Source organism: Nitrosospira sp. TNL300, assembly GCF_055385915.1.
In genome coordinates this window covers 2,302,104-2,319,299 of sequence record NZ_AP041005.1, presented here as the reverse complement: position 1 = coordinate 2,319,299, position 17,196 = coordinate 2,302,104, and the positions used below count along the sequence as shown (strand labels likewise).

17 protein-coding genes are annotated in these 17,196 nt (G+C 54.1%); 12 read left to right on the top strand and 5 right to left on the bottom strand.

Annotation, left to right across the window (positions count from 1 at the left end; all coding sequences use genetic code 11):
* The first annotated feature begins 125 nt into the window (after positions 1-125).
* The 12 genes from ACZ5BW_RS10550 (at position 126) to ACZ5BW_RS10495 (ending at position 11,246) form a co-directional block, all read left to right on the top strand.
* Positions 126-860 (top strand): PP2C family protein-serine/threonine phosphatase, encoded by a 735-nt coding sequence (locus tag ACZ5BW_RS10550; RefSeq protein ID WP_464539679.1) that lies wholly within the window; start codon positions 126-128, stop codon positions 858-860.
* Between the two features lie 195 nt (positions 861-1,055).
* Positions 1,056-2,252, top strand: a complete 1,197-nt coding sequence (gene sucC / locus ACZ5BW_RS10545; RefSeq protein WP_464539677.1) for an ADP-forming succinate--CoA ligase subunit beta — start codon at positions 1,056-1,058, stop codon at positions 2,250-2,252.
* 28 nt (positions 2,253-2,280) lie between these two features.
* A complete protein-coding gene (sucD, locus tag ACZ5BW_RS10540; protein ID WP_464539675.1) occupies positions 2,281-3,159 on the top strand; it encodes a succinate--CoA ligase subunit alpha in 879 nt (292 codons plus the stop codon).
* 53 nt (positions 3,160-3,212) lie between these two features.
* Complete coding sequence (locus tag ACZ5BW_RS10535) at positions 3,213-4,124, top strand: CobD/CbiB family protein (RefSeq protein ID WP_464539673.1); 912 nt, start codon at positions 3,213-3,215, stop codon at positions 4,122-4,124.
* A 75-nt stretch (positions 4,125-4,199) separates the two neighbouring features.
* On the top strand, positions 4,200-5,723 hold the full coding sequence (locus tag ACZ5BW_RS10530; RefSeq protein ID WP_464539671.1) for a helicase HerA-like C-terminal domain-containing protein: 1,524 nt from the start codon (positions 4,200-4,202) through the stop codon (positions 5,721-5,723).
* A 26-nt stretch (positions 5,724-5,749) separates the two neighbouring features.
* The gene (locus ACZ5BW_RS10525; protein WP_464539669.1) at positions 5,750-6,145 is read left to right on the top strand and encodes a hypothetical protein; all 396 of its coding nucleotides are present in this window, start codon (positions 5,750-5,752) and stop codon (positions 6,143-6,145) included.
* A gap of 220 nt (positions 6,146-6,365) precedes the next feature.
* Positions 6,366-7,505, top strand: a complete 1,140-nt coding sequence (locus ACZ5BW_RS10520) for a D-alanyl-D-alanine carboxypeptidase family protein (RefSeq protein WP_464539667.1) — start codon at positions 6,366-6,368, stop codon at positions 7,503-7,505.
* A gap of 31 nt (positions 7,506-7,536) precedes the next feature.
* A complete protein-coding gene (locus tag ACZ5BW_RS10515) occupies positions 7,537-8,397 on the top strand; it encodes a D-amino acid aminotransferase (RefSeq protein WP_464539665.1) in 861 nt (286 codons plus the stop codon).
* A gap of 5 nt (positions 8,398-8,402) precedes the next feature.
* Positions 8,403-8,732 (top strand): YbeD family protein, encoded by a 330-nt coding sequence (locus tag ACZ5BW_RS10510; RefSeq protein WP_464574143.1) that lies wholly within the window; start codon positions 8,403-8,405, stop codon positions 8,730-8,732.
* Positions 8,733-8,872: 140 nt separating this feature from the next.
* Entirely contained in the window at positions 8,873-9,451 is a 579-nt protein-coding gene (gene lipB / locus ACZ5BW_RS10505) for a lipoyl(octanoyl) transferase LipB (RefSeq protein WP_464539663.1), read from the top strand.
* Between the two features lie 89 nt (positions 9,452-9,540).
* Positions 9,541-10,491 (top strand): lipoyl synthase, encoded by a 951-nt coding sequence (gene lipA, locus ACZ5BW_RS10500; protein ID WP_107762562.1) that lies wholly within the window; start codon positions 9,541-9,543, stop codon positions 10,489-10,491.
* Positions 10,492-10,565: 74 nt separating this feature from the next.
* Positions 10,566-11,246: a DUF4197 domain-containing protein gene (locus ACZ5BW_RS10495; protein ID WP_464539660.1), complete on the top strand. Its 681-nt coding sequence runs from the start codon at positions 10,566-10,568 to the stop codon at positions 11,244-11,246.
* Here ACZ5BW_RS10495 and ACZ5BW_RS10490 read toward each other — a convergent pair.
* From ACZ5BW_RS10490 to ACZ5BW_RS10470, 5 genes are all read right to left on the bottom strand, one after another.
* Complete coding sequence (locus tag ACZ5BW_RS10490; RefSeq protein ID WP_464539657.1) at positions 11,239-12,303, bottom strand: DUF6607 family protein; 1,065 nt, start codon at positions 12,301-12,303, stop codon at positions 11,239-11,241. The genes ACZ5BW_RS10495 and ACZ5BW_RS10490 overlap by 8 nt on opposite strands.
* Before the next feature lie 205 nt (positions 12,304-12,508).
* Positions 12,509-13,162 (bottom strand): ABC-type transport auxiliary lipoprotein family protein, encoded by a 654-nt coding sequence (locus ACZ5BW_RS10485; protein ID WP_464539655.1) that lies wholly within the window; start codon positions 13,160-13,162, stop codon positions 12,509-12,511.
* A 1-nt stretch (position 13,163) separates the two neighbouring features.
* Positions 13,164-14,069, bottom strand: coding sequence for an MlaD family protein (locus ACZ5BW_RS10480; protein ID WP_464539653.1), 906 nt, complete (start codon positions 14,067-14,069; stop codon positions 13,164-13,166).
* 11 nt (positions 14,070-14,080) lie between these two features.
* A complete protein-coding gene (locus tag ACZ5BW_RS10475) occupies positions 14,081-14,863 on the bottom strand; it encodes an ABC transporter ATP-binding protein (protein ID WP_464539651.1) in 783 nt (260 codons plus the stop codon).
* A gap of 12 nt (positions 14,864-14,875) precedes the next feature.
* Positions 14,876-16,012, bottom strand: coding sequence for an MlaE family ABC transporter permease (locus ACZ5BW_RS10470; protein WP_464543690.1), 1,137 nt, complete (start codon positions 16,010-16,012; stop codon positions 14,876-14,878).
* Positions 16,013-17,196: the final 1,184 nt, after the last annotated feature.

The following is a 17,196-nucleotide window of genomic DNA, read 5'->3' as shown; positions in this document are numbered from 1 at the left end:
CTGCAATGCAATGCTCCCCGATATCCGCGGTCACATGCGCTGCTCCAGGCCGAAGACGCGCGATCAAGGCTGGCAAATACATACATCGAGCATATCGAGCGGCCGCAAGCCACAGGAGGTTATACTTGATCAGCTTACATTCGGCCGGTGCAACCGACGTGGGGCTGTGGCGGGATAACAATGAGGATAGTTACCTGATCATACCACAGGCCCGAGTCCTGGCACTTGCAGACGGAATGGGTGGCGCGGCGGCCGGTAAAGCCGCCAGTCAATATTTTGTCGATATGGTGCGAAGCGCATTTTCCGAACTGGCTTTGCCTCCGAAAGATGCCGTTCCTGATCGCATTCAGCACGTATTCGAGTCGGCAAAGGGGCGCATGCTCGAACACATCATCCAGTACCCCGCGGATGCAGGAATGGGATGCACAGCAGATATTCTCGTGTTCGACGGCGGGCGGTATGTTATCGGCCACGTGGGCGATAGCAGAGTGTATCTGCTGCGCGACGGAAGGCTGCGGCAGTTGACTAAAGACCATTCGCTGGTACAGTCACAGGTGGATAGGGGCATGCTCACGCCCGAGGAGGCAAAGCATCACCCCCGAAAAAACATTCTCCTGCGCGTCGTGGGAACCGATTCGTCGGTGGCATGCGATATCATGCAAGGGGCCGTGCTCGGCAACGATATTTTTTTATCGTGTTCGGATGGATTGACCGACATGGTTGAGAATGCGGACATCGAAATTGTGCTCGCTTCCGCGGAATCTCTTGAGCAAAAATTGGAGAGACTGATCTCGGCAGCTTTGGAAGCTGGAGGAAAAGACAATGTCACCGTGATTCTCTGTGAAGTAGAGGATATGTAGATTGCGGTTGCAGGTGGCAATATCGGCAGTATCAGCAATTGCTGGCAATTAGCGATTGCCGGTTGTTATCCGTAATCCAGAGGGACGGCCGCCGCTCGACCGGGCGGGGAAGCAGGATGTCCGACCTCTGTTCCTATCCTCGTACGCTGGCACAGCTATTGAGCTATACTCCCTATTCACGTCGTTGGAGGTATCATGAAAATCCATGAATACCAGGCCAAACATATCCTGCATCAGTTTGGTATCCCCGTACCTCGCGGATACCCCTGCTTCAGCGTGGATGAAGCAGTAGCAGCCGCTGAAAAACTGGGTGGAAGCACATGGGTGGTCAAGGCCCAAATCCATGCAGGGGGACGCGGGAAGGGTGGCGGAGTGAAGATCGCCAGATCGCTCGATGAGGTGAAACAATTTGCCGGGAAAATACTCGGCATGACACTCGTCACGCCGCAGACGGGTCCGCAGGGCCAGGTTGTACGACGGCTGCTGATTGAGCAGGGCCTCGATATCAGGAAGGAGTTTTACATCGGGCTGGTGGTGGACCGCGGCCGCCGCCGTGTCTGCCTGATGGCGAGTGCCGAAGGTGGGATGGATATCGAACAGGTCGCTGCCGATCATCCGGAAAAGATCCACAAAGTGGATATGGATCCGGAGGCGGGGCTGACCGCTGCGGAAGCGGAAGATATCACGAACAGGATAGGTTTTTCCGGTGCGGCAGTGGCGGAAACAGCTGCGCTGTTGCAGAATTTATACCGCGCTTACGACAGCACGGATGCATCGCTCGTCGAAATCAATCCGCTGATACTCACTGCCGAAAATCGCATTGTCGCGCTCGATGCGAAGATGAATTTTGACGATAACGCGCTGTTCCGGCACCCCGATATCGCCGACTTGCGTGATCTTGACGAGGAAGATGCGGCGGAAATCGAGGCGTCCAGATATGGTCTTTCCTACATTTCGCTCGATGGCAACATAGGTTGCCTGGTAAATGGCGCCGGTCTTGCGATGGCTACCATGGATATCATCAAGCTCCACGGAGGAAACCCGGCCAATTTTCTCGACGTGGGGGGAGGCGCAACCGCTGAAAAAGTCACGGAAGCATTCAAGCTGATGCTGCGCAATCCGAGACTGCAAGCCATACTGATCAATATATTTGGTGGCATCATGAGATGCGACGTCATTGCGGAGGGAGTAGTGACAGCAGCGCGTGAAGTGAGGCTGAATGTTCCCCTGGTGGTCCGTCTCGAAGGTACGAATGCGGATATTGGAAAAAAAATCCTGGCCGAATCAGGTCTTGCCATCATTTCAGCCGGGAATATGGCGGATGCCGCGGAAAAGGCCGTTACCGCAGCCGCCTCGGCCGACTCGGCCGCCATCCCGGCCACCGGGTCGTGAACAGAATCGGCAAACGAGGGAAATCAGTATGTCGATCCTGATCGACCGTAACACTCGTGTCATGACGCAGGGGATTACCGGCAAGACCGGACAATTCCACACACGGATGTGTCGTGATTATGCTTATGGAAAAGAATGCTTTGTTGCCGGAGTCAATCCGAAGAAAGGGGGCGAGGATTTTGACGGCATCCCGATTTTCGCCACGGTAGAGGAAGCAAAGCAGGCAACAGGGGCCACTGTTTCTGTAATCTATGTACCACCGCCGTTTGCCGCAGCCGCAATCGATGAAGCGGTGGATGCGGAACTGGATCTGGTAATCTGTATCACCGAGGGTATCCCCGTGCGCGATATGATACGTACCTGCCACAGGATGGAAGGACGAAAAACGCGGCTGGCAGGACCGAACTGTCCCGGCATCATTACGCCCGACGAGATCAAGATCGGCATCATGCCGGGTTACATTCATCGAAAGGGACGCGTCGGCGTAGTCTCTCGTTCCGGGACGCTCACCTACGAAGCGGTGGCGCAACTGATGGAGCAGGGATTGGGTCAATCCACATGCATCGGTACCGGCGGCGACCCGGTGAATGGCTTGAGGCACCTGGATGTGATGCAGCTGTTCAACGAAGATGATGAAACCGATGCTGTTTTAATGGTGGGGGAAATCGGCGGTACCGATGAGGAGGATTGCGCCCGCTGGGTCAAGGAGAATATGCATAAACCAGTGGTAGGATATATCGCGGGTTTGACAGCGCCTCCGGGCAGGCGCATGGGTCACGCCGGCGCCGTTATTTCGGGCGGCCGGGGAACCGCGCAGGAAAAGCTTGCAGTACTGGAGGAGTGCGGGATTAAAGTCGTGCGAAATCCTGCCGAGATGGGCAAGGTTCTCAAGTCCGCATTGGGTTGAATAATGCTTATCCCTGAAACTGCTTTGAAGGAAAGCAGCATGATTTTCTCGCAATGAATTTTCTTTCGTTGATTTTCGCTCTTCTGCTGGATCAATGGCGCTCCGGCAGCACGCGCAAGCGTATCGTTTCCTCTTTCCTCTCCTATGCCGATTTACTGGAGCGTCATTTCAACACCGGCATCCATCGGCACGGCATCATTGCCTGGGTAGCCGCGGCAGGACCTTTCCTGATACTCTCCCTCCTGGTTTATTATTTACTATATGGAGTCAGTCCGCTGCTGGCATGGGCGTGGAATGTGGCAATACTTTATCTCACCACGGGCTTTCGCCAGTTCAGCTATTCCCTGACCGAAATAAAGGAGGCGCTCAGGAACGAAGATTTACCGCTTGCACGCGATCTCTTGAAGGAATACTACGGGATGGAGGGGGATGGTGTCAGCAGTGAGGATATTTCGCGGATTGCCATCGAGCTGGGGTTGATCCATGCTCATCGTAGCATGCTTGGCGTCATCGTCTGGTTCACCTTGCTGCCTGGGCCACTCGGGCCCATGCTCTACCGTCTTGCGGAATTGTTGAATGACGCCTGGGGGGAGCGCCCGGATGGCTTTGGTGTTTTTGCGGTAAAGGCGTTTTACGTCATCGATTGGCTGCCCGCGAGGGTAACAGCGCTGAGCTTTGCCATTGCGGGCAACTTCGAGGATGCGGTTTATTGCTGGCGCGCGCAGGCGGCATCATGGGCGGATCAGAACCAGGGAATCATTCTTGCCAGTGGCGCAGGTGCGCTTGGCGTGCGCCTGGGAGATCCACTGCGAGAAGAGACCGGTGCATATCACCGCCCCGAGGTAGGCGTGGGTGAAGAAGCCGACATGGATTTTCTGCAGGGCACCGTCGGTCTCATCTGGCGCACCCTGGTGCTATGGCTCATCCTGCTGCTGTTGCTCGAGATCGCTGGCTGGGCGGGGTGAGCAGGCAAGGAAAAACTGATACAGTTCGCATACAGCCGATATACAGAGTTTGTAAGCCGCATTTATGAGGGCACTATGGCACAACCGTTGCTGATCGCGCAATCCGACCATCCCCTTGGTTTATTGCCTGGCTTCGCCAACCGGCATGGCCTGATCACGGGCGCGACCGGCACAGGTAAGACCGTTACGCTCCAGGTACTGGCAGAACGCTTCTCGTCGATCGGCGTGCCCGTATTCATGGCGGACATAAAGGGTGATCTGGCGGGGCTCTCCTTTCCCGGTACCGCTTCAGTCAAAATGAAGGAGCGGCTTGCGCAACTCCACCTTCCAGAACCTGAATGGACTGCATATCCGGTTACGTTTTGGGATATTTACGGAAAAGCCGGACATCCCGTGCGAACCACCATATCCGACATGGGCCCTCTGCTGTTGGGCCGGTTATTCAATCTGAACGAAACGCAGCAGGGCGTACTGACACTGGTATTCAAGATTGCGGATGATAACGGGCTTCTGCTGCTCGACACGAAGGATCTGCGCGCACTGCTGCAGTTTGTCGGCGACAACGCGAAGGACTTCACGGTGCAGTACGGTAACATTTCCGCCGCCTCGATCGGTGCCATCCAGCGTTCGCTTCTGGGGATCGAGCAGCAGGGCGGCGATATCCTGTTCGGCGAGCCGATGCTCGATATTCATGACCTGATGCAGGTGGACAGCAGGGGGCGGGGGATGATAAACATCCTCGCAGCCGACAAATTGCTGAACGCTCCCAAATTGTATTCCACCTTTTTGCTGTGGATACTGTCAGAGTTGTTCGAGCATCTTCCTGAAATAGGCGATCCTGAGAAACCGAAGCTGATATTTTTCTTTGATGAAGCCCATCTGCTGTTCAATGATGCGCCCCGTCCTCTCCTGGAGAAAATAGAACAGGTCGTGAGGTTGATACGATCCAAGGGAGTGGGCGTGTATTTTGTAACACAAAATCCTCTCGATGTTCCTGAAACCGTTCTGGGACAGCTCGGCAATCGCGTGCAGCATGCCTTGCGCGCGTTTACGCCGCGCGATCAGAAGGCGGTGCGGGCGGCTGCACAAACCATGCGGGTGAATCCCGGTCTGGACACCGAAAAGGTGATCAGTGAGCTCTCTGTAGGTGAGGCGCTCGTTTCGTTGCTGGACGAGAAAGGCCGTCCCGCCATGGTTGAGCGAGCGTTTATCCTGCCACCTGAATCGAGGATAGGACCGATCACCGATGAGGAACGCGCGGGCATCATCAAATCCTCCGTAATTTTCGGTCATTACGAGCAACAGGTGGACCGTGAGTCCGCATACGAAGTACTCAAAGGCCGGGCTCAGAATATCCAGAATGCCGGAAATGAGGAAGCTCCCGTCCGTGGCAGGACAAAAAAGGCCGAATCCGAAGAGGGTATGATGGATGTGCTGGGTGATATGCTGCTCGGCAAAACCGGCCCGCGCGGTGGATATAAACCCGGCATTCTTGATACTGCCGCACGCAGCGCGGCGCGCTCTATCGGCTCGCGTGCCGGCCGTGAAATCTTCCGCGGCATTCTGGGAGGCATGTTCGGCGGTAACCGCAGACGTTGAAAAAACAGAATGCGCAACGAACTCAAATGCCTGCAAAATATCTCATTCTGAACGAGGGAAGCACAATGCGAGCAATCGCGGCAATTCTTTTGGTCATCACGATTCTGGGTTGCACTCCTACCACTACAAGTCAGAAGGAATCGCAACCCGCGCCTCCACCTTCACCGCCACCTTCGACTTCGACGCCACCTCCGACTTCGACGGCGCCTCCGCCTTCACCCGCGCCACAGCCTACCCGGCCGGTTTACAACCTTACCGGTTATTCGCCCAGTTTCAAGGATGGCTATATCGACGGTTGTGAGACTGCGAAGAAGACTGCAAACGGAGCGAAGGATGAGCAGAGGTTTGCAGGAGACAAGCAGTACCGGCTGGGATGGAACGATGGATTCAGCTTGTGCGGGCGTAACCGCGCCGAAAAGTAGAGCCGGGAAAGCCATTCGGAGCGTGGTACTTTTAAATTCGCTCCTCTTGCTGAAGACACCGTGGGCGGCCTGCGACAGCACGGGATAACCTTTGCTACCATGTCTGAGCGCCGCGGGAATCCCTTGACTTTAGGCGGGGGAGGACGTCAATGATTCAGAACCCCGGCGGATAACGTCTTCGGTATGGCTGGGATATAATAACGCTTTTTTGCAGATTGCCATGAGACGCTTGCTTCCTTTATCGCTGTGTCTGCTTGCCCTGCCCTTGGCCGCTCAGCAATCCCAGTTTCACACGCCGCCGCAAACCCTCTCCGTCGCCGCCAAGTCTTACATGCTTGCCGACCTTCAGAGCGGGCAGGTGCTCGTGAGTAAAAATGCCCATGAACGCGTCGAACCGGCGTCGCTGACGAAGCTGATGACGGCTTACGTGGTTTTTGTAGCCCTGTATCAGAAACGTGTTACCTTGACGCAAGCTGTGCCAGTCTCGGCACGTGCATGGCGAGCGCAAGGTTCCCGCATGTTCATCGAGCCGAAGAAGCCGGTAACGGTCGGTGAATTGATACGCGGCATGATCGTGCAGTCAGGAAACGATGCGTCCATTGCACTGGCGGAGGCCGTTTCAGGATCAGAGGAGGCATTCGCTCAAGCGATGAACAAGGAGGCGGTGCGCCTGGGTATGAAGAACACGCGTTTTGCCAATTCAACCGGACTTCCGAGCCCGGATCATTACAGCACAGCGTACGATCTCGCCTTGCTCGCGACCGCTATCATCCGCGATTTTCCAGAATATTATCCGCTCTATTCCCTCAAGGAATATACCTATAACAAAATCACTCAGGCGAACCGGAATCGCCTGCTCTGGCTTGACCCGAACGTCGACGGGATGAAGACAGGACACACTGAAGCAGCCGGTTACTGCCTCATTACTTCAGCCAGGCGGGGACAGCGTCGGTTGGTTGGGGTGGTGATGGGAACCGCCTCGGAGAGCGCACGTGCGATGGAAAGCCAGCGCCTGCTGAATTATGGTTTTCAGTTCTACGACACTGTTCGTCTCTATCCGGGAGAGCAGGAGGTGGTTGCTATCCCATTATGGAAAGGCGCCCAGGACAAACTCAGGACGGGATTCGGAAATGATGTTTATTTTTCGCTTCCTCGCCACCAGACTGACAAGCTCAAGGCCAGGATGGAATATAAGCAGCCACTTCTCGCTCCCGTCACTGCGGGTCAAAAAGTTGGCACAGTGAAGTTTACGCTCGAAGGGAAGCAGGTGGTTGAACATCCGCTGGTAGCGCTCGAAACCGTCAGCGCCGCGAATATTTTTGGCCGGGCGTGGGATAGCATGCGGCTTCTGTTTAACTAGAAGCAAAAATCCCGAGCTCTCCAGGCTGATCATGATCTATCTCAACGGCGATTTCCTTAGAATCGAAGAAGCACGTATCCCTGTCCTGGATAGGGGTTTTATTTTTGGTGATGGGGTATATGAGGTTATTCCTGTCTATTCCCACAAACCTTTTCGTCTGGCTGAGCATCTGCGCCGCCTCCAGCACAGTCTTGATGGCATTCGCCTGCGAAATCCGCATTCGGACAGCGAATGGACACATTTGCTGGAACAACTCGTCGCTCTGAATGAAGGCGAGGATCAGTATATCTATCTGCATATTACCCGAGGGGTCGCCCGGCGCGACCATGCCTTTCCACAAGGTGTCGCGCCCACTGTCTTCATTATGAGCAATCCGTTGCTGACGCCGCCGCCCGGGCTGCTGCATACCGGTGCGGTGGCGATTTCGGCCAATGATAACCGATGGTTGCGCTGCGATATCAAGGCAATTTCGCTCTTGCCCAATGTACTGCTGCGGCAGATGGCGATCGATGAAGGCGCCCTGGAAACGGTATTGTTTCGCGACGGTTTCATGACCGAGGGGGCGGCAAGCAATATTTTTGTCGTAAGAAGTGGAGTTCTGCTGGCTCCCCCCAAGAATCACCTGATGCTGCCGGGCATCACCTATGACGTAGTGCTGGAACTGGCGCAGGCGAATGGCATTCCCCATGAAGTTCGCGCGATTACGGAACATGAGGTACGCACCGCCGAGGAACTTTTGCTGACATCCTCGACCAAAGAAATCATGCCGATTACCCGTCTCGATGACCAACCGGTGGGTGAGGGAAAACCCGGCAAAATATTTGCATTGCTTTACCAGCTCTATCAAAGTTATAAACAAACCACCATGCGAGGCAACTCTTCGATATCCTGAAGGTCGTGAAACCTGTGACTTCGTCTGACGAGAGCACCCTGATCGAATATCCCTGCGATTTCCCGATTAAAATCATGGGGCGTGTCGGATCGCCGTCCGGCACTCCACCCAGTGCCGCAACACTGGAATATCGGCGGCAGGATTTTGCACAGAACGTACTGGCGATTGTAAAGCGCCACGCTCCGGATTTTGACGAGGCGACCATGGAGGCAAGAATCAGCAGAAAAAGCAATTATCTCAGCCTTACGTGTACGATTCGTGCTGTTTCTCGCGAACAACTGGATGCGCTATATCAGGAACTGTGCGATCATCCTACAGTGGTAATGGTACTTTAGCGAGTTTCTGATTCCTGTTCCGCGATTCCTGTTCCGGATTCAGGAAGCTTCTATCCGTGATACAGCCCGTTAGCTTGGTGTCCGCACTCTCTTCCGTGCACAGGACTACTTCAGGACTTGAAGTCAGATATGCTGCTGTGATGGATTATCTTTCCATCTGGCAGGCGATGAAGGCGTTCACGGCAAGTCGCACGCAAAATACCTCTGACGAAATCTGGCTGTTGCAACATTGGCCGGTCTATACCCAGGGTGTTGCCGGCAAACCCGAGCATTTGCTCTACAATCCAGGCATTCCCGTAGTACGCACGGATCGTGGTGGTCAAATCACCTATCACGGCCCGGGTCAGATTATTGCGTATCTGTTGCTGGATATGCGACGCCTCAAGTTAGGCGTGCGCGACCTGGTCAGAAAAATGGAGGGCGCCGTGGTAGACTTGCTGAATGAGTATCGTGTCGATGCCTGCGGCAACGAGGATGCGCCGGGGGTATATGTTGGCGGAGCAAAAATCGCGGCACTGGGGCTGAAGATAAAAAATGGATGCTGCTACCATGGCCTGGCTCTGAATGTCAGCATGGACCTCGCCCCGTTTATGGCTATCAACCCTTGTGGCTATGCAGGGTTAAGGGTTACGCAAACCAGCGATCTCGGTATAACCGACGAGCTGGAAACGCTGCAAGGAAAGCTTGCCGAAAAACTGAGGGGCAGGCTGGAACAATGATTTCGAGAGTATTTTAAAGATGAATATCAACCGATCCGGATATTCCGGATTGATATGGATCAATATCAAAAAGACGTTTCTTCCTTATCATGACAATTGAAAGTCGCCAGAAAGGCGTTGCAAAAACCGCGCGCAATCCGGTCAAAATCGCGCCGCAATCTCCCGATCAGTTGCTGCGTAAACCTTCCTGGATCAGAGTGCGGTCTTCCAACAGCCAGGAGTTTTATGAGGTCAAGCGGATTTTGCGGGAGCAGAAGCTGCACACGGTATGTGAGGAAGCTTCCTGTCCCAATATCGGGGAATGCTTCGGCAAAGGCACTGCTACTTTCATGATACTGGGCGATCTCTGTACCCGCCGCTGCCCTTTCTGCGATGTGGCGCATGGCCGGCCGCGTCCCCCGGATCCCGAAGAACCTCTGCACCTTGCGCAATCCATTGCCGCCATGAAGTTGAAATATGTGGTTATCACGAGTGTTGACCGTGATGACCTCAGGGACGGGGGAGCCCAGCATTTCGTGGATTGCATCCGCGAGGTTCGAGCCCATTCGCCGCAGACAAAGATAGAGATCCTGGTGCCGGATTTTCGCGGGAGACTGGATATTGCGCTGGAAAAATTATTTGCTTGCCCGCCCGATGTTATGAACCATAATCTCGAAACGGTACCTCGCCTCTACCGGCAGTGCCGTCCGGGCGCGGACTACACCCATTCGCTCCGGTTATTGAAGGACTTCAAGGCGCGTTTTCCGGACATCCCCACGAAATCCGGGTTGATGCTGGGACTGGGAGAAACTGACGAGGAGATTCTCGACGTGATGCGCGACTTGCGCGAGCATGATGTCGAGATGCTTACCATTGGCCAGTATCTGCAGCCAGGCATCGGGCATCTTCCTGTCATGCGCTATGTCACCCCGGGAGCATTCAAGGAATTTGAACGTGCCGCAATCGAAATGGGTTTCAGCAATGCCGCTTGCGGGCCCATGGTCCGCTCCAGCTATCATGCGGATCAGCAGGCTCATGAGGCAGGCATCATACAGAGGTAGCGGTTTTAGCGAAGAGAATCAGCCGAGAGAGGAATTTCAAGGCCGGTTACGCAAACCCGACAGGAGTTACTCCAATGCACATCATTCCTGCTATTGTTACCTGCTTTTTCGTTTCCATCCCTGTTTCCGCTGCAGCAAGTGATACTCTTGCAGATGAAGAGGCGACCGATGGTCTGAAGCAAGCACTTACACTGAGTGTGAATGCGGCGATAGACACACTTGGAGTTCCAAACGGTTTTCTCCATCATCCCAAAGCAAAAATTCCATTACCCGTCTCTCTGCAGAAAGCAGAGGGTTTGATGCGCTCCGTGGGTATGAACAAACATGCTGATGGGTTGATCGCGGCCATGAATCACGCGGCTGAAACAGCGGCAGCGGAAGGAAGGGCATTGCTGATAGATGCGGTGCAGGATATGCCTGTCAATGATGCGAAAGCGATACTTGCTGAGGGAGACGGCGGAGCGACGCAGTACTTCCGTAACACCTCATCCGATTCGCTTTCCGATCAATTTTTGCCGATCGTAAAAAAAGCGACTGAGCAGGCAGGTGTGCTGAAAAAATACAATGACTTTGCCGGAAAGGGCGCGAAGCTCGGATTGATTTCGGAAAAGCACGCAAATATAGAAAATCATGTCACGCAAAAAACCCTGGACGGAATCTACCTGCTGATGGCAGAGAAGGAACAGGCCATACGCGACAACCCTGCGGAGCAGGATAACGAACTGGTCCGCAGGGTGTTTGGCACGCTCAAGTAGATGGATCTGCCTGCTTATCTGAGCCGGTCTGTGTCTTCCTGACGTTGACGTATTTGCTGAAGATATCGTCGAGCTTTTTCTGGTAGATATCGGCCTGTGGGTTTTTCCTGTACGCATCGGCGAGATCGAGGACCGCCATGTTAAAGGACTCATCACCAGGGACAACCGATAGCGTAATCGAGCCATGGGTGGTGAACTCGTTTTCCCACCGTTTGCGCACATCTGCCCAGAAGGCGGAAGTACCATTCCAGTAGTTTACCGCAGGTTGAAAGTCGTAGCCTTTGATGCGCCGGTATTCATTGAAACCGAACTCGCGCACCAATACCGCATCCTTCTCATCTGGCGTCTGGATGACCTTGGTATTGTCCTGCTCATGAGTCCACCCCTGGGGTGCAATAGTATGGCGATTCTCTGTATTGATGATCTGGTAGTCGCTGCGCTTGGTGTACTCACGGCGCGGTAACGGCCGCCAGTTGCGCTCAGAAGTCCAGGTCGATACATCGTATCGATGGTTCCATTTGCCATTGCCCGAGTAGCGCGGCGCGTCGTTTACTTCGTAAACCAGTTGTGTCCATGTTCCCGGTACTTCAGCAGGATCACGCTTTTGTTGCTCGAACCGCTGGCTGCCGGTGTAGACCCAGCGCGTCGGCGCTTCATAAACCCAGTCCTGGCGCCAGTGCTTGGTGACTGTGCCATCACCCATCACCAGGATGTGTTGCAGTGAAATCTTGCGGCCAGTATCTTCCACCAGGAGCACGAACTCGAATCCCATGCTGCGCTTCGGTTCTGAGCGCTTGTAGCCCGGTTGCAGTACGACGGTTTCGTCGAATTTAAACTGGACCTCATATCCACCCTGCATAGCGAGTATAGCGCGCCGGTCGCAATCGAACGGCTTTTCACCCTCTGCGCATCCCGCGACCAGCCGCTCTATGGTCGGGTAGCCGGGTTCAGCGGATTTTGCGGGTGAGCTGCTTTTCAGCAGGGGAACCTTGCCTGCGCAAGCGTTGAGCAGTGACAGCGCAAGCAAGCTCGCGGCCAGGGTAAGTGAACGTTTCATAAATATTTCCTCATACAAATGCAAATGCGGTACCTGAAAGACGACGTTTGAGGCTTAAAAGCGTCCAGGCTGACAGGTTAGCAGTTTAACCCGGCTTTGTGTCTGATTCCCGTACTCGCGCTGTCATCCAGCCGCTCATTGGTAAGGGCATTGGGGATTTTGCAGCGAGGGGAGCGGTGTGGCTGGAGCTCCGTGCTTACGCGAATCATCCTTCCGAAAAACCTTCCTTTCCTTTATCTCGAAGTTCCTGCTCAAGCCATTCGATCAGACTTTCAATCAATTGGTCACTCGCCTCCGTAAGGGCTTTTACGGCGCCTGCGGCATTCGCCGTTGGCGCGGACAGTTCTACCCCAAAGCTGCGCTGGGAAACCGCGTAACGCGTGGCGCGATCGACAAGGCTGGCGCGAAGTTGCACAATAGCGCTGCTCCGGGATGGCGTATCGAACACCTGGGCAAATTCTTCCAGGTCGAGCCGCAATATATAATCTGCGCGTGTACCTTCGCCAGGGTTCATCACTCCCCGTTCATTAATGGCGGCAATGCGTGTTCTGACGCGTTGCGTGAGCAGCTTTGCAGGTGTGGAGGCCCAGCGGCTGCTGCGGTAAGCGAAAAACCGTGTGGGGTCATCGTAGGCTAGCCGGTAATGAATCGCCGTACTGTCTAGCCAGGCAGGTGCAATGGTTTCAGCGACCAGCAGACTTGTTCGCAGTTGCTTGTTTCCCCCCGCGTCATCCGCGCTGAGCTGGGCAGGGAAGGGCTGTAATCCGAAATCATATATCGCTACCGGTGCTGGATTACGAATAGCGGCGCACGCTGCCAGCGCTGCAATTGCCACTGCAAGAACCAAGTATTTTTTCATCTCATCTATTTCCTGGCGGTACAAAACCTGCCTCTCCGGGACCCGGCGGCGGCGGAGGGCGGCCAAATAGCAGGCTTGCCGGCTGATCTTCCAGTTGGAATAGCACCCGGTCGACGCTGCGGGTGGTATTTTTGATACCTTCCGTTGCTTCCCGCAATGACCGCATGGTTTCGCCCAGCTCTACCGTGGCCACGGAAAGGCCATCGATGGCTCCTCCCTGCCGGTTCAGCCTGGAGGTGATCTGGTTGAGGTCGACTACAAGCCGGTCGGCATTTTTCATCACGGAACTTGCTTCGGCAGTGAGCCCGGGGATTGTTTTGAGCCCGGGCTCCAGTTGGCTGAGAACCCTGGACAGGCGGCCTGTCGCCTTTTCCGTATTTTCCAGTATATGCATGAATCGCGTCCGATTCTCGTCTTCGAGGAGGAGATTCATTCTTTCGATCAATACGTTGGCAGTGCCAAGCAGGTGCTGGCCCGAACTTGTGATGCTGTCGAATAACGAGGGGCGCAAGGGAATTTGTGCGGGTTCATCCGAGTCGGTTTCCAGTTGTTCGGCCTCGCCGTCCTCATCATTCAGCTGCACGTATGCCAGACCCGTCAAACCCTGGTAACCCAGTTGGGCAAATGCATTCCGGGTCAAAGGCACGTTCTTGTCCACTGCGATCTGAACCAGAATCTTATGCGGATCCTTTTTATCCAGCTTGATATTCTCGACTTTACCGACCGTTACTCCCCGGTAACGCACCGTTGCCTGAGAATTCAGACCTGAGACCGGAACCTCCGACACGAGCATGTATTTGGCACGCATCATGGTGTCGCCCCCGAACCACATGATGGCAGCCGCCAGTGCCGTACTCAGAATAATTACGAATAAACCCGCTGCCAAGGCATGGGCACGGTTTTCCATAATCGCCCCCCCTATAAGATGCTGCTGTTGTTTCTCAATGTTTTCCTGCCGCGCACGCCGCAGAAAAAATTCGAAATGAAAGCGTGGTTGGTGTTTATTACCTCTCGCAGGGTTCCCAACGCCACCAGGCGTTTGTCGGCCAGCACCGCGACACGATCGGAAAGCGCAACCAGCGTGTCGAGGTCGTGAGTCGCCATGACAATCGTAAATGTCAACTCGGATTGCATCGTCTTGATGAGCTTGACGAATCCCTCGCTCAGCTCCGGGTCGAGCCCCGCCGTTGGCTCGTCCAGAAACAGGAGCTCCGGATCAAGCGCCATTGCGCGCGCCAACGCGATGCGTTTGATCATGCCGCCGGAAAGCTCGGCAGGCATCTTGTTTGCATGGACAGGCGCGATTTCCACCATTTCAAGCTTGAGCATCACGAGATCGCGAATCATGTCTTCGTCCAGCGTGCGCAACTCGCGCATGGGCAGGGCAATATTGTCATAGACCGACAACGCGCTGAACAGCGCGCCTTTCTGGAACAATACACCACAGCGGTTTCGCATGTTCTGTATCTGCTGGCGAGTCCGGTCGCGCAACGGTTCTCCGAAAACCCGCACCGTGCCTTGCGCGGGTGTCTCAAGGCCGAGCATCTGCCGCATGAGCGCCGTCTTTCCGCTACCGGAGCCTCCGACCAGCGTCAATACTTCTCCACACTGTACGCAAAGCCCGATATTTTCATGCACGACGTGGTTGCCAAACCGGGTATACAACCCCTCCACCTCGATAATACAGTTATCTTCCGGCATGCGACTCCCGCTTTACCTTAATCCCATATCCGAAAAGATCACGGCAAAAATTGCATCGATAATAATTACCACGGTAATGGATGTGACGACCGAGTTCGTTGTACCTTCGCCCAGGCTTTCCGTATTTGATTTGATTCTCAGACCGAAGTGGCAAGAAATCAAGGCGATTGCCATCCCGCATACAATCCCTTTGCCCAATCCCAGCCATAAGTTGGAGACGGCGACCACATCCGGAAGCCTGCTCAGAAAAAACTTGTAGCCCAACCCAAGCTGGAGCTCGGCAACGGTCATTCCTCCTATCAATGCAACAGCACTGGTCCATAGCACAACGAGTGGCATCGCAAGACCGAGGGCGATCACTTTCGGCAGGATCAGCCGAAGACTGTGGGGAATACCCATGACCGTCAGCGCATCCAGTTCCTCGGTTACCCGCATTACGCCCAATTGCGCGGTCATTGATGAACCGGAACGACCGGCCACCAGGATGGCGGCAAGCATGGGTCCAAGCTCCCGGATAACGCTGATGCCCAGAATATTGACGATGAAGATATCCGCTCCAAATATTTGCAACTGACGGGAAGAGAGGTAGCTCAACACCACACCGATGAGAAATCCGACCAGTGCCGTGATACCCAGTGCCTGTGCTCCGGTCCGGTACAGATTCGCGGAAATTTCGCGCCACGGTATTCGCGAGGGGCGGCCTGCCAGATACTTTATTTCCAGCACCAGTTGGCCCGCCAGAATCACGAGGCCGACCAGATGCGTCCAAAACAGGAAAACTGCCTTTCCCAGCACCGTAATTGGCCACAGGCGATCCCGCATTACCGGAGGGGGAGGTGCCGGCATTTCTTCCAGGCGCTCAAAAAACCTTTGGTGCTCAGGTTTTACAAACAGGTATCGGGGCTGATGGCCACCCCAGCCGCGCCACAGGAGAACAGCCCCTGCGTCATCCATCTGTGCCACCTGGGTAAGATCCCACCGCAGTTCCGGTTCGTTTGCGAGCTGGGAGATCTCCGTAGCAATCTGTTGAATCCGCTCGCCGATAGCAGTGAGGGTGCAGTTCCCTTCAACTATCACGCACGGAATTCCCTTGGCACCGGTAACACGGCGCAATACCAACGGTGAATTGCTGCCCTGATTCTCCGGCATCATGATTATCCTCAGGAAACACTTGTCAGGATAAGCTTTTCCGCTCTTCCTGGTATCAGCCTTTCCCGATATTGGTTACTTTATTCCTCGTGGTGCAGTCGTTGTCCCTATAAAGTATAGCTGAACAGTTCCGCTGCAATACCCTCCATTCTCCTAGTAAAACGCATTCGGGCTTTTGAGGCAAGCGAGGAGCGAGCAGAAGCAGAAAGAGAAATGGTTAAGCTCATGAAAGAAAAAATGAATGAATGTGCGCCCAACGAAAGCTTGAAGGGAAGCTGCGTTTTTTCCGCTTTTGCCAGACGGCATGACCAGATAGACCCACTATTTGCCGAAATTTCTTACACTCTTACATCTGAAAAGCAGGGGTGGACAGGTAATCCTTTGTTTTAGCAAGATTACAATAATTGGCACAGCATTTGCTTATTATATTATTGACTCCCTTTTAATAACAGGCGTACGAACATGTCCCATGGCTTCCCAGGTGCCTGATCAACTTCAGGCGACGAGAGACAAGAAGCGCAAGAAGCAAAATGGGCAGTATATGCTTCGTCCTCGGCAGATTTCCCGAAGCTGAGCGATGGATAAAAACAGAGGAGGGGAGCAGTAATAACAATAACTACGACAATAATAATAAATAGCAAATCAGGATCGGAGCGGTATCTTCTGACAATGAAATACGGCTCTGATTCTGATTATTTTTTCCTTATTTCCCTGATTGGATAGATTCGTACGCGGCCATTTTCCTGTCGCCGGACGGCGGGTTTGCCCTATTCATGAAGGATGTCGTGGAGCGAAGTGCAATCCATCATTCGATATCTCTTCCACTTCCACTCCCTCACCGAATTTTCTTATCGCTTGTTTCTAATTCCATAGCTCGTTTGAGAGTTGGTTGCGTTAATGTGAATGGATCAAATTGAGCACTTCGTATTGGAATCTGATTGATCTTTTGAAGTGCGGTAAAGTGCGGTAAAGTGCGGTACGTAAATATTGATGGGTTGCACTTCGCTCCACTGCATCCTGCTCGAAAGTCTGCATAGAGTACTCGTGGAGTCTTATTGACGGAAGCTGGTACCTTCCCCCATTTCTCACATTTCACCGACCACGCCCGTCGGCTCATGTTTTCGTACTATTTGATCGGTCGGAGTTGCCGGGCACTGTAACTTATCTTGGATTGTCCCCCCTTA

Coding starts and splice junctions, on each gene's coding strand:
- sucC (WP_464539677.1), top strand. CDS start 1,056: ATGAAAATCCATGAATACCAGGCCAAACATATCCTGCATCAGTTTGGT.
- sucD (WP_464539675.1), top strand. CDS start 2,281: ATGTCGATCCTGATCGACCGTAACACTCGTGTCATGACGCAGGGGATT.
- ACZ5BW_RS10535 (WP_464539673.1), top strand. CDS start 3,213: ATGAATTTTCTTTCGTTGATTTTCGCTCTTCTGCTGGATCAATGGCGC.
- ACZ5BW_RS10530 (WP_464539671.1), top strand. CDS start 4,200: ATGGCACAACCGTTGCTGATCGCGCAATCCGACCATCCCCTTGGTTTA.
- ACZ5BW_RS10525 (WP_464539669.1), top strand. CDS start 5,750: ATGCCTGCAAAATATCTCATTCTGAACGAGGGAAGCACAATGCGAGCA.
- ACZ5BW_RS10520 (WP_464539667.1), top strand. CDS start 6,366: ATGAGACGCTTGCTTCCTTTATCGCTGTGTCTGCTTGCCCTGCCCTTG.
- ACZ5BW_RS10515 (WP_464539665.1), top strand. CDS start 7,537: ATGATCTATCTCAACGGCGATTTCCTTAGAATCGAAGAAGCACGTATC.
- lipB (WP_464539663.1), top strand. CDS start 8,873: ATGGATTATCTTTCCATCTGGCAGGCGATGAAGGCGTTCACGGCAAGT.
- lipA (WP_107762562.1), top strand. CDS start 9,541: ATGACAATTGAAAGTCGCCAGAAAGGCGTTGCAAAAACCGCGCGCAAT.
- ACZ5BW_RS10495 (WP_464539660.1), top strand. CDS start 10,566: ATGCACATCATTCCTGCTATTGTTACCTGCTTTTTCGTTTCCATCCCT.
- ACZ5BW_RS10490 (WP_464539657.1), bottom strand. CDS start 12,303: ATGAAACGTTCACTTACCCTGGCCGCGAGCTTGCTTGCGCTGTCACTG.
- ACZ5BW_RS10485 (WP_464539655.1), bottom strand. CDS start 13,162: ATGAAAAAATACTTGGTTCTTGCAGTGGCAATTGCAGCGCTGGCAGCG.
- ACZ5BW_RS10480 (WP_464539653.1), bottom strand. CDS start 14,069: ATGGAAAACCGTGCCCATGCCTTGGCAGCGGGTTTATTCGTAATTATT.
- ACZ5BW_RS10475 (WP_464539651.1), bottom strand. CDS start 14,863: ATGCCGGAAGATAACTGTATTATCGAGGTGGAGGGGTTGTATACCCGG.
- ACZ5BW_RS10470 (WP_464543690.1), bottom strand. CDS start 16,012: ATGCCGGAGAATCAGGGCAGCAATTCACCGTTGGTATTGCGCCGTGTT.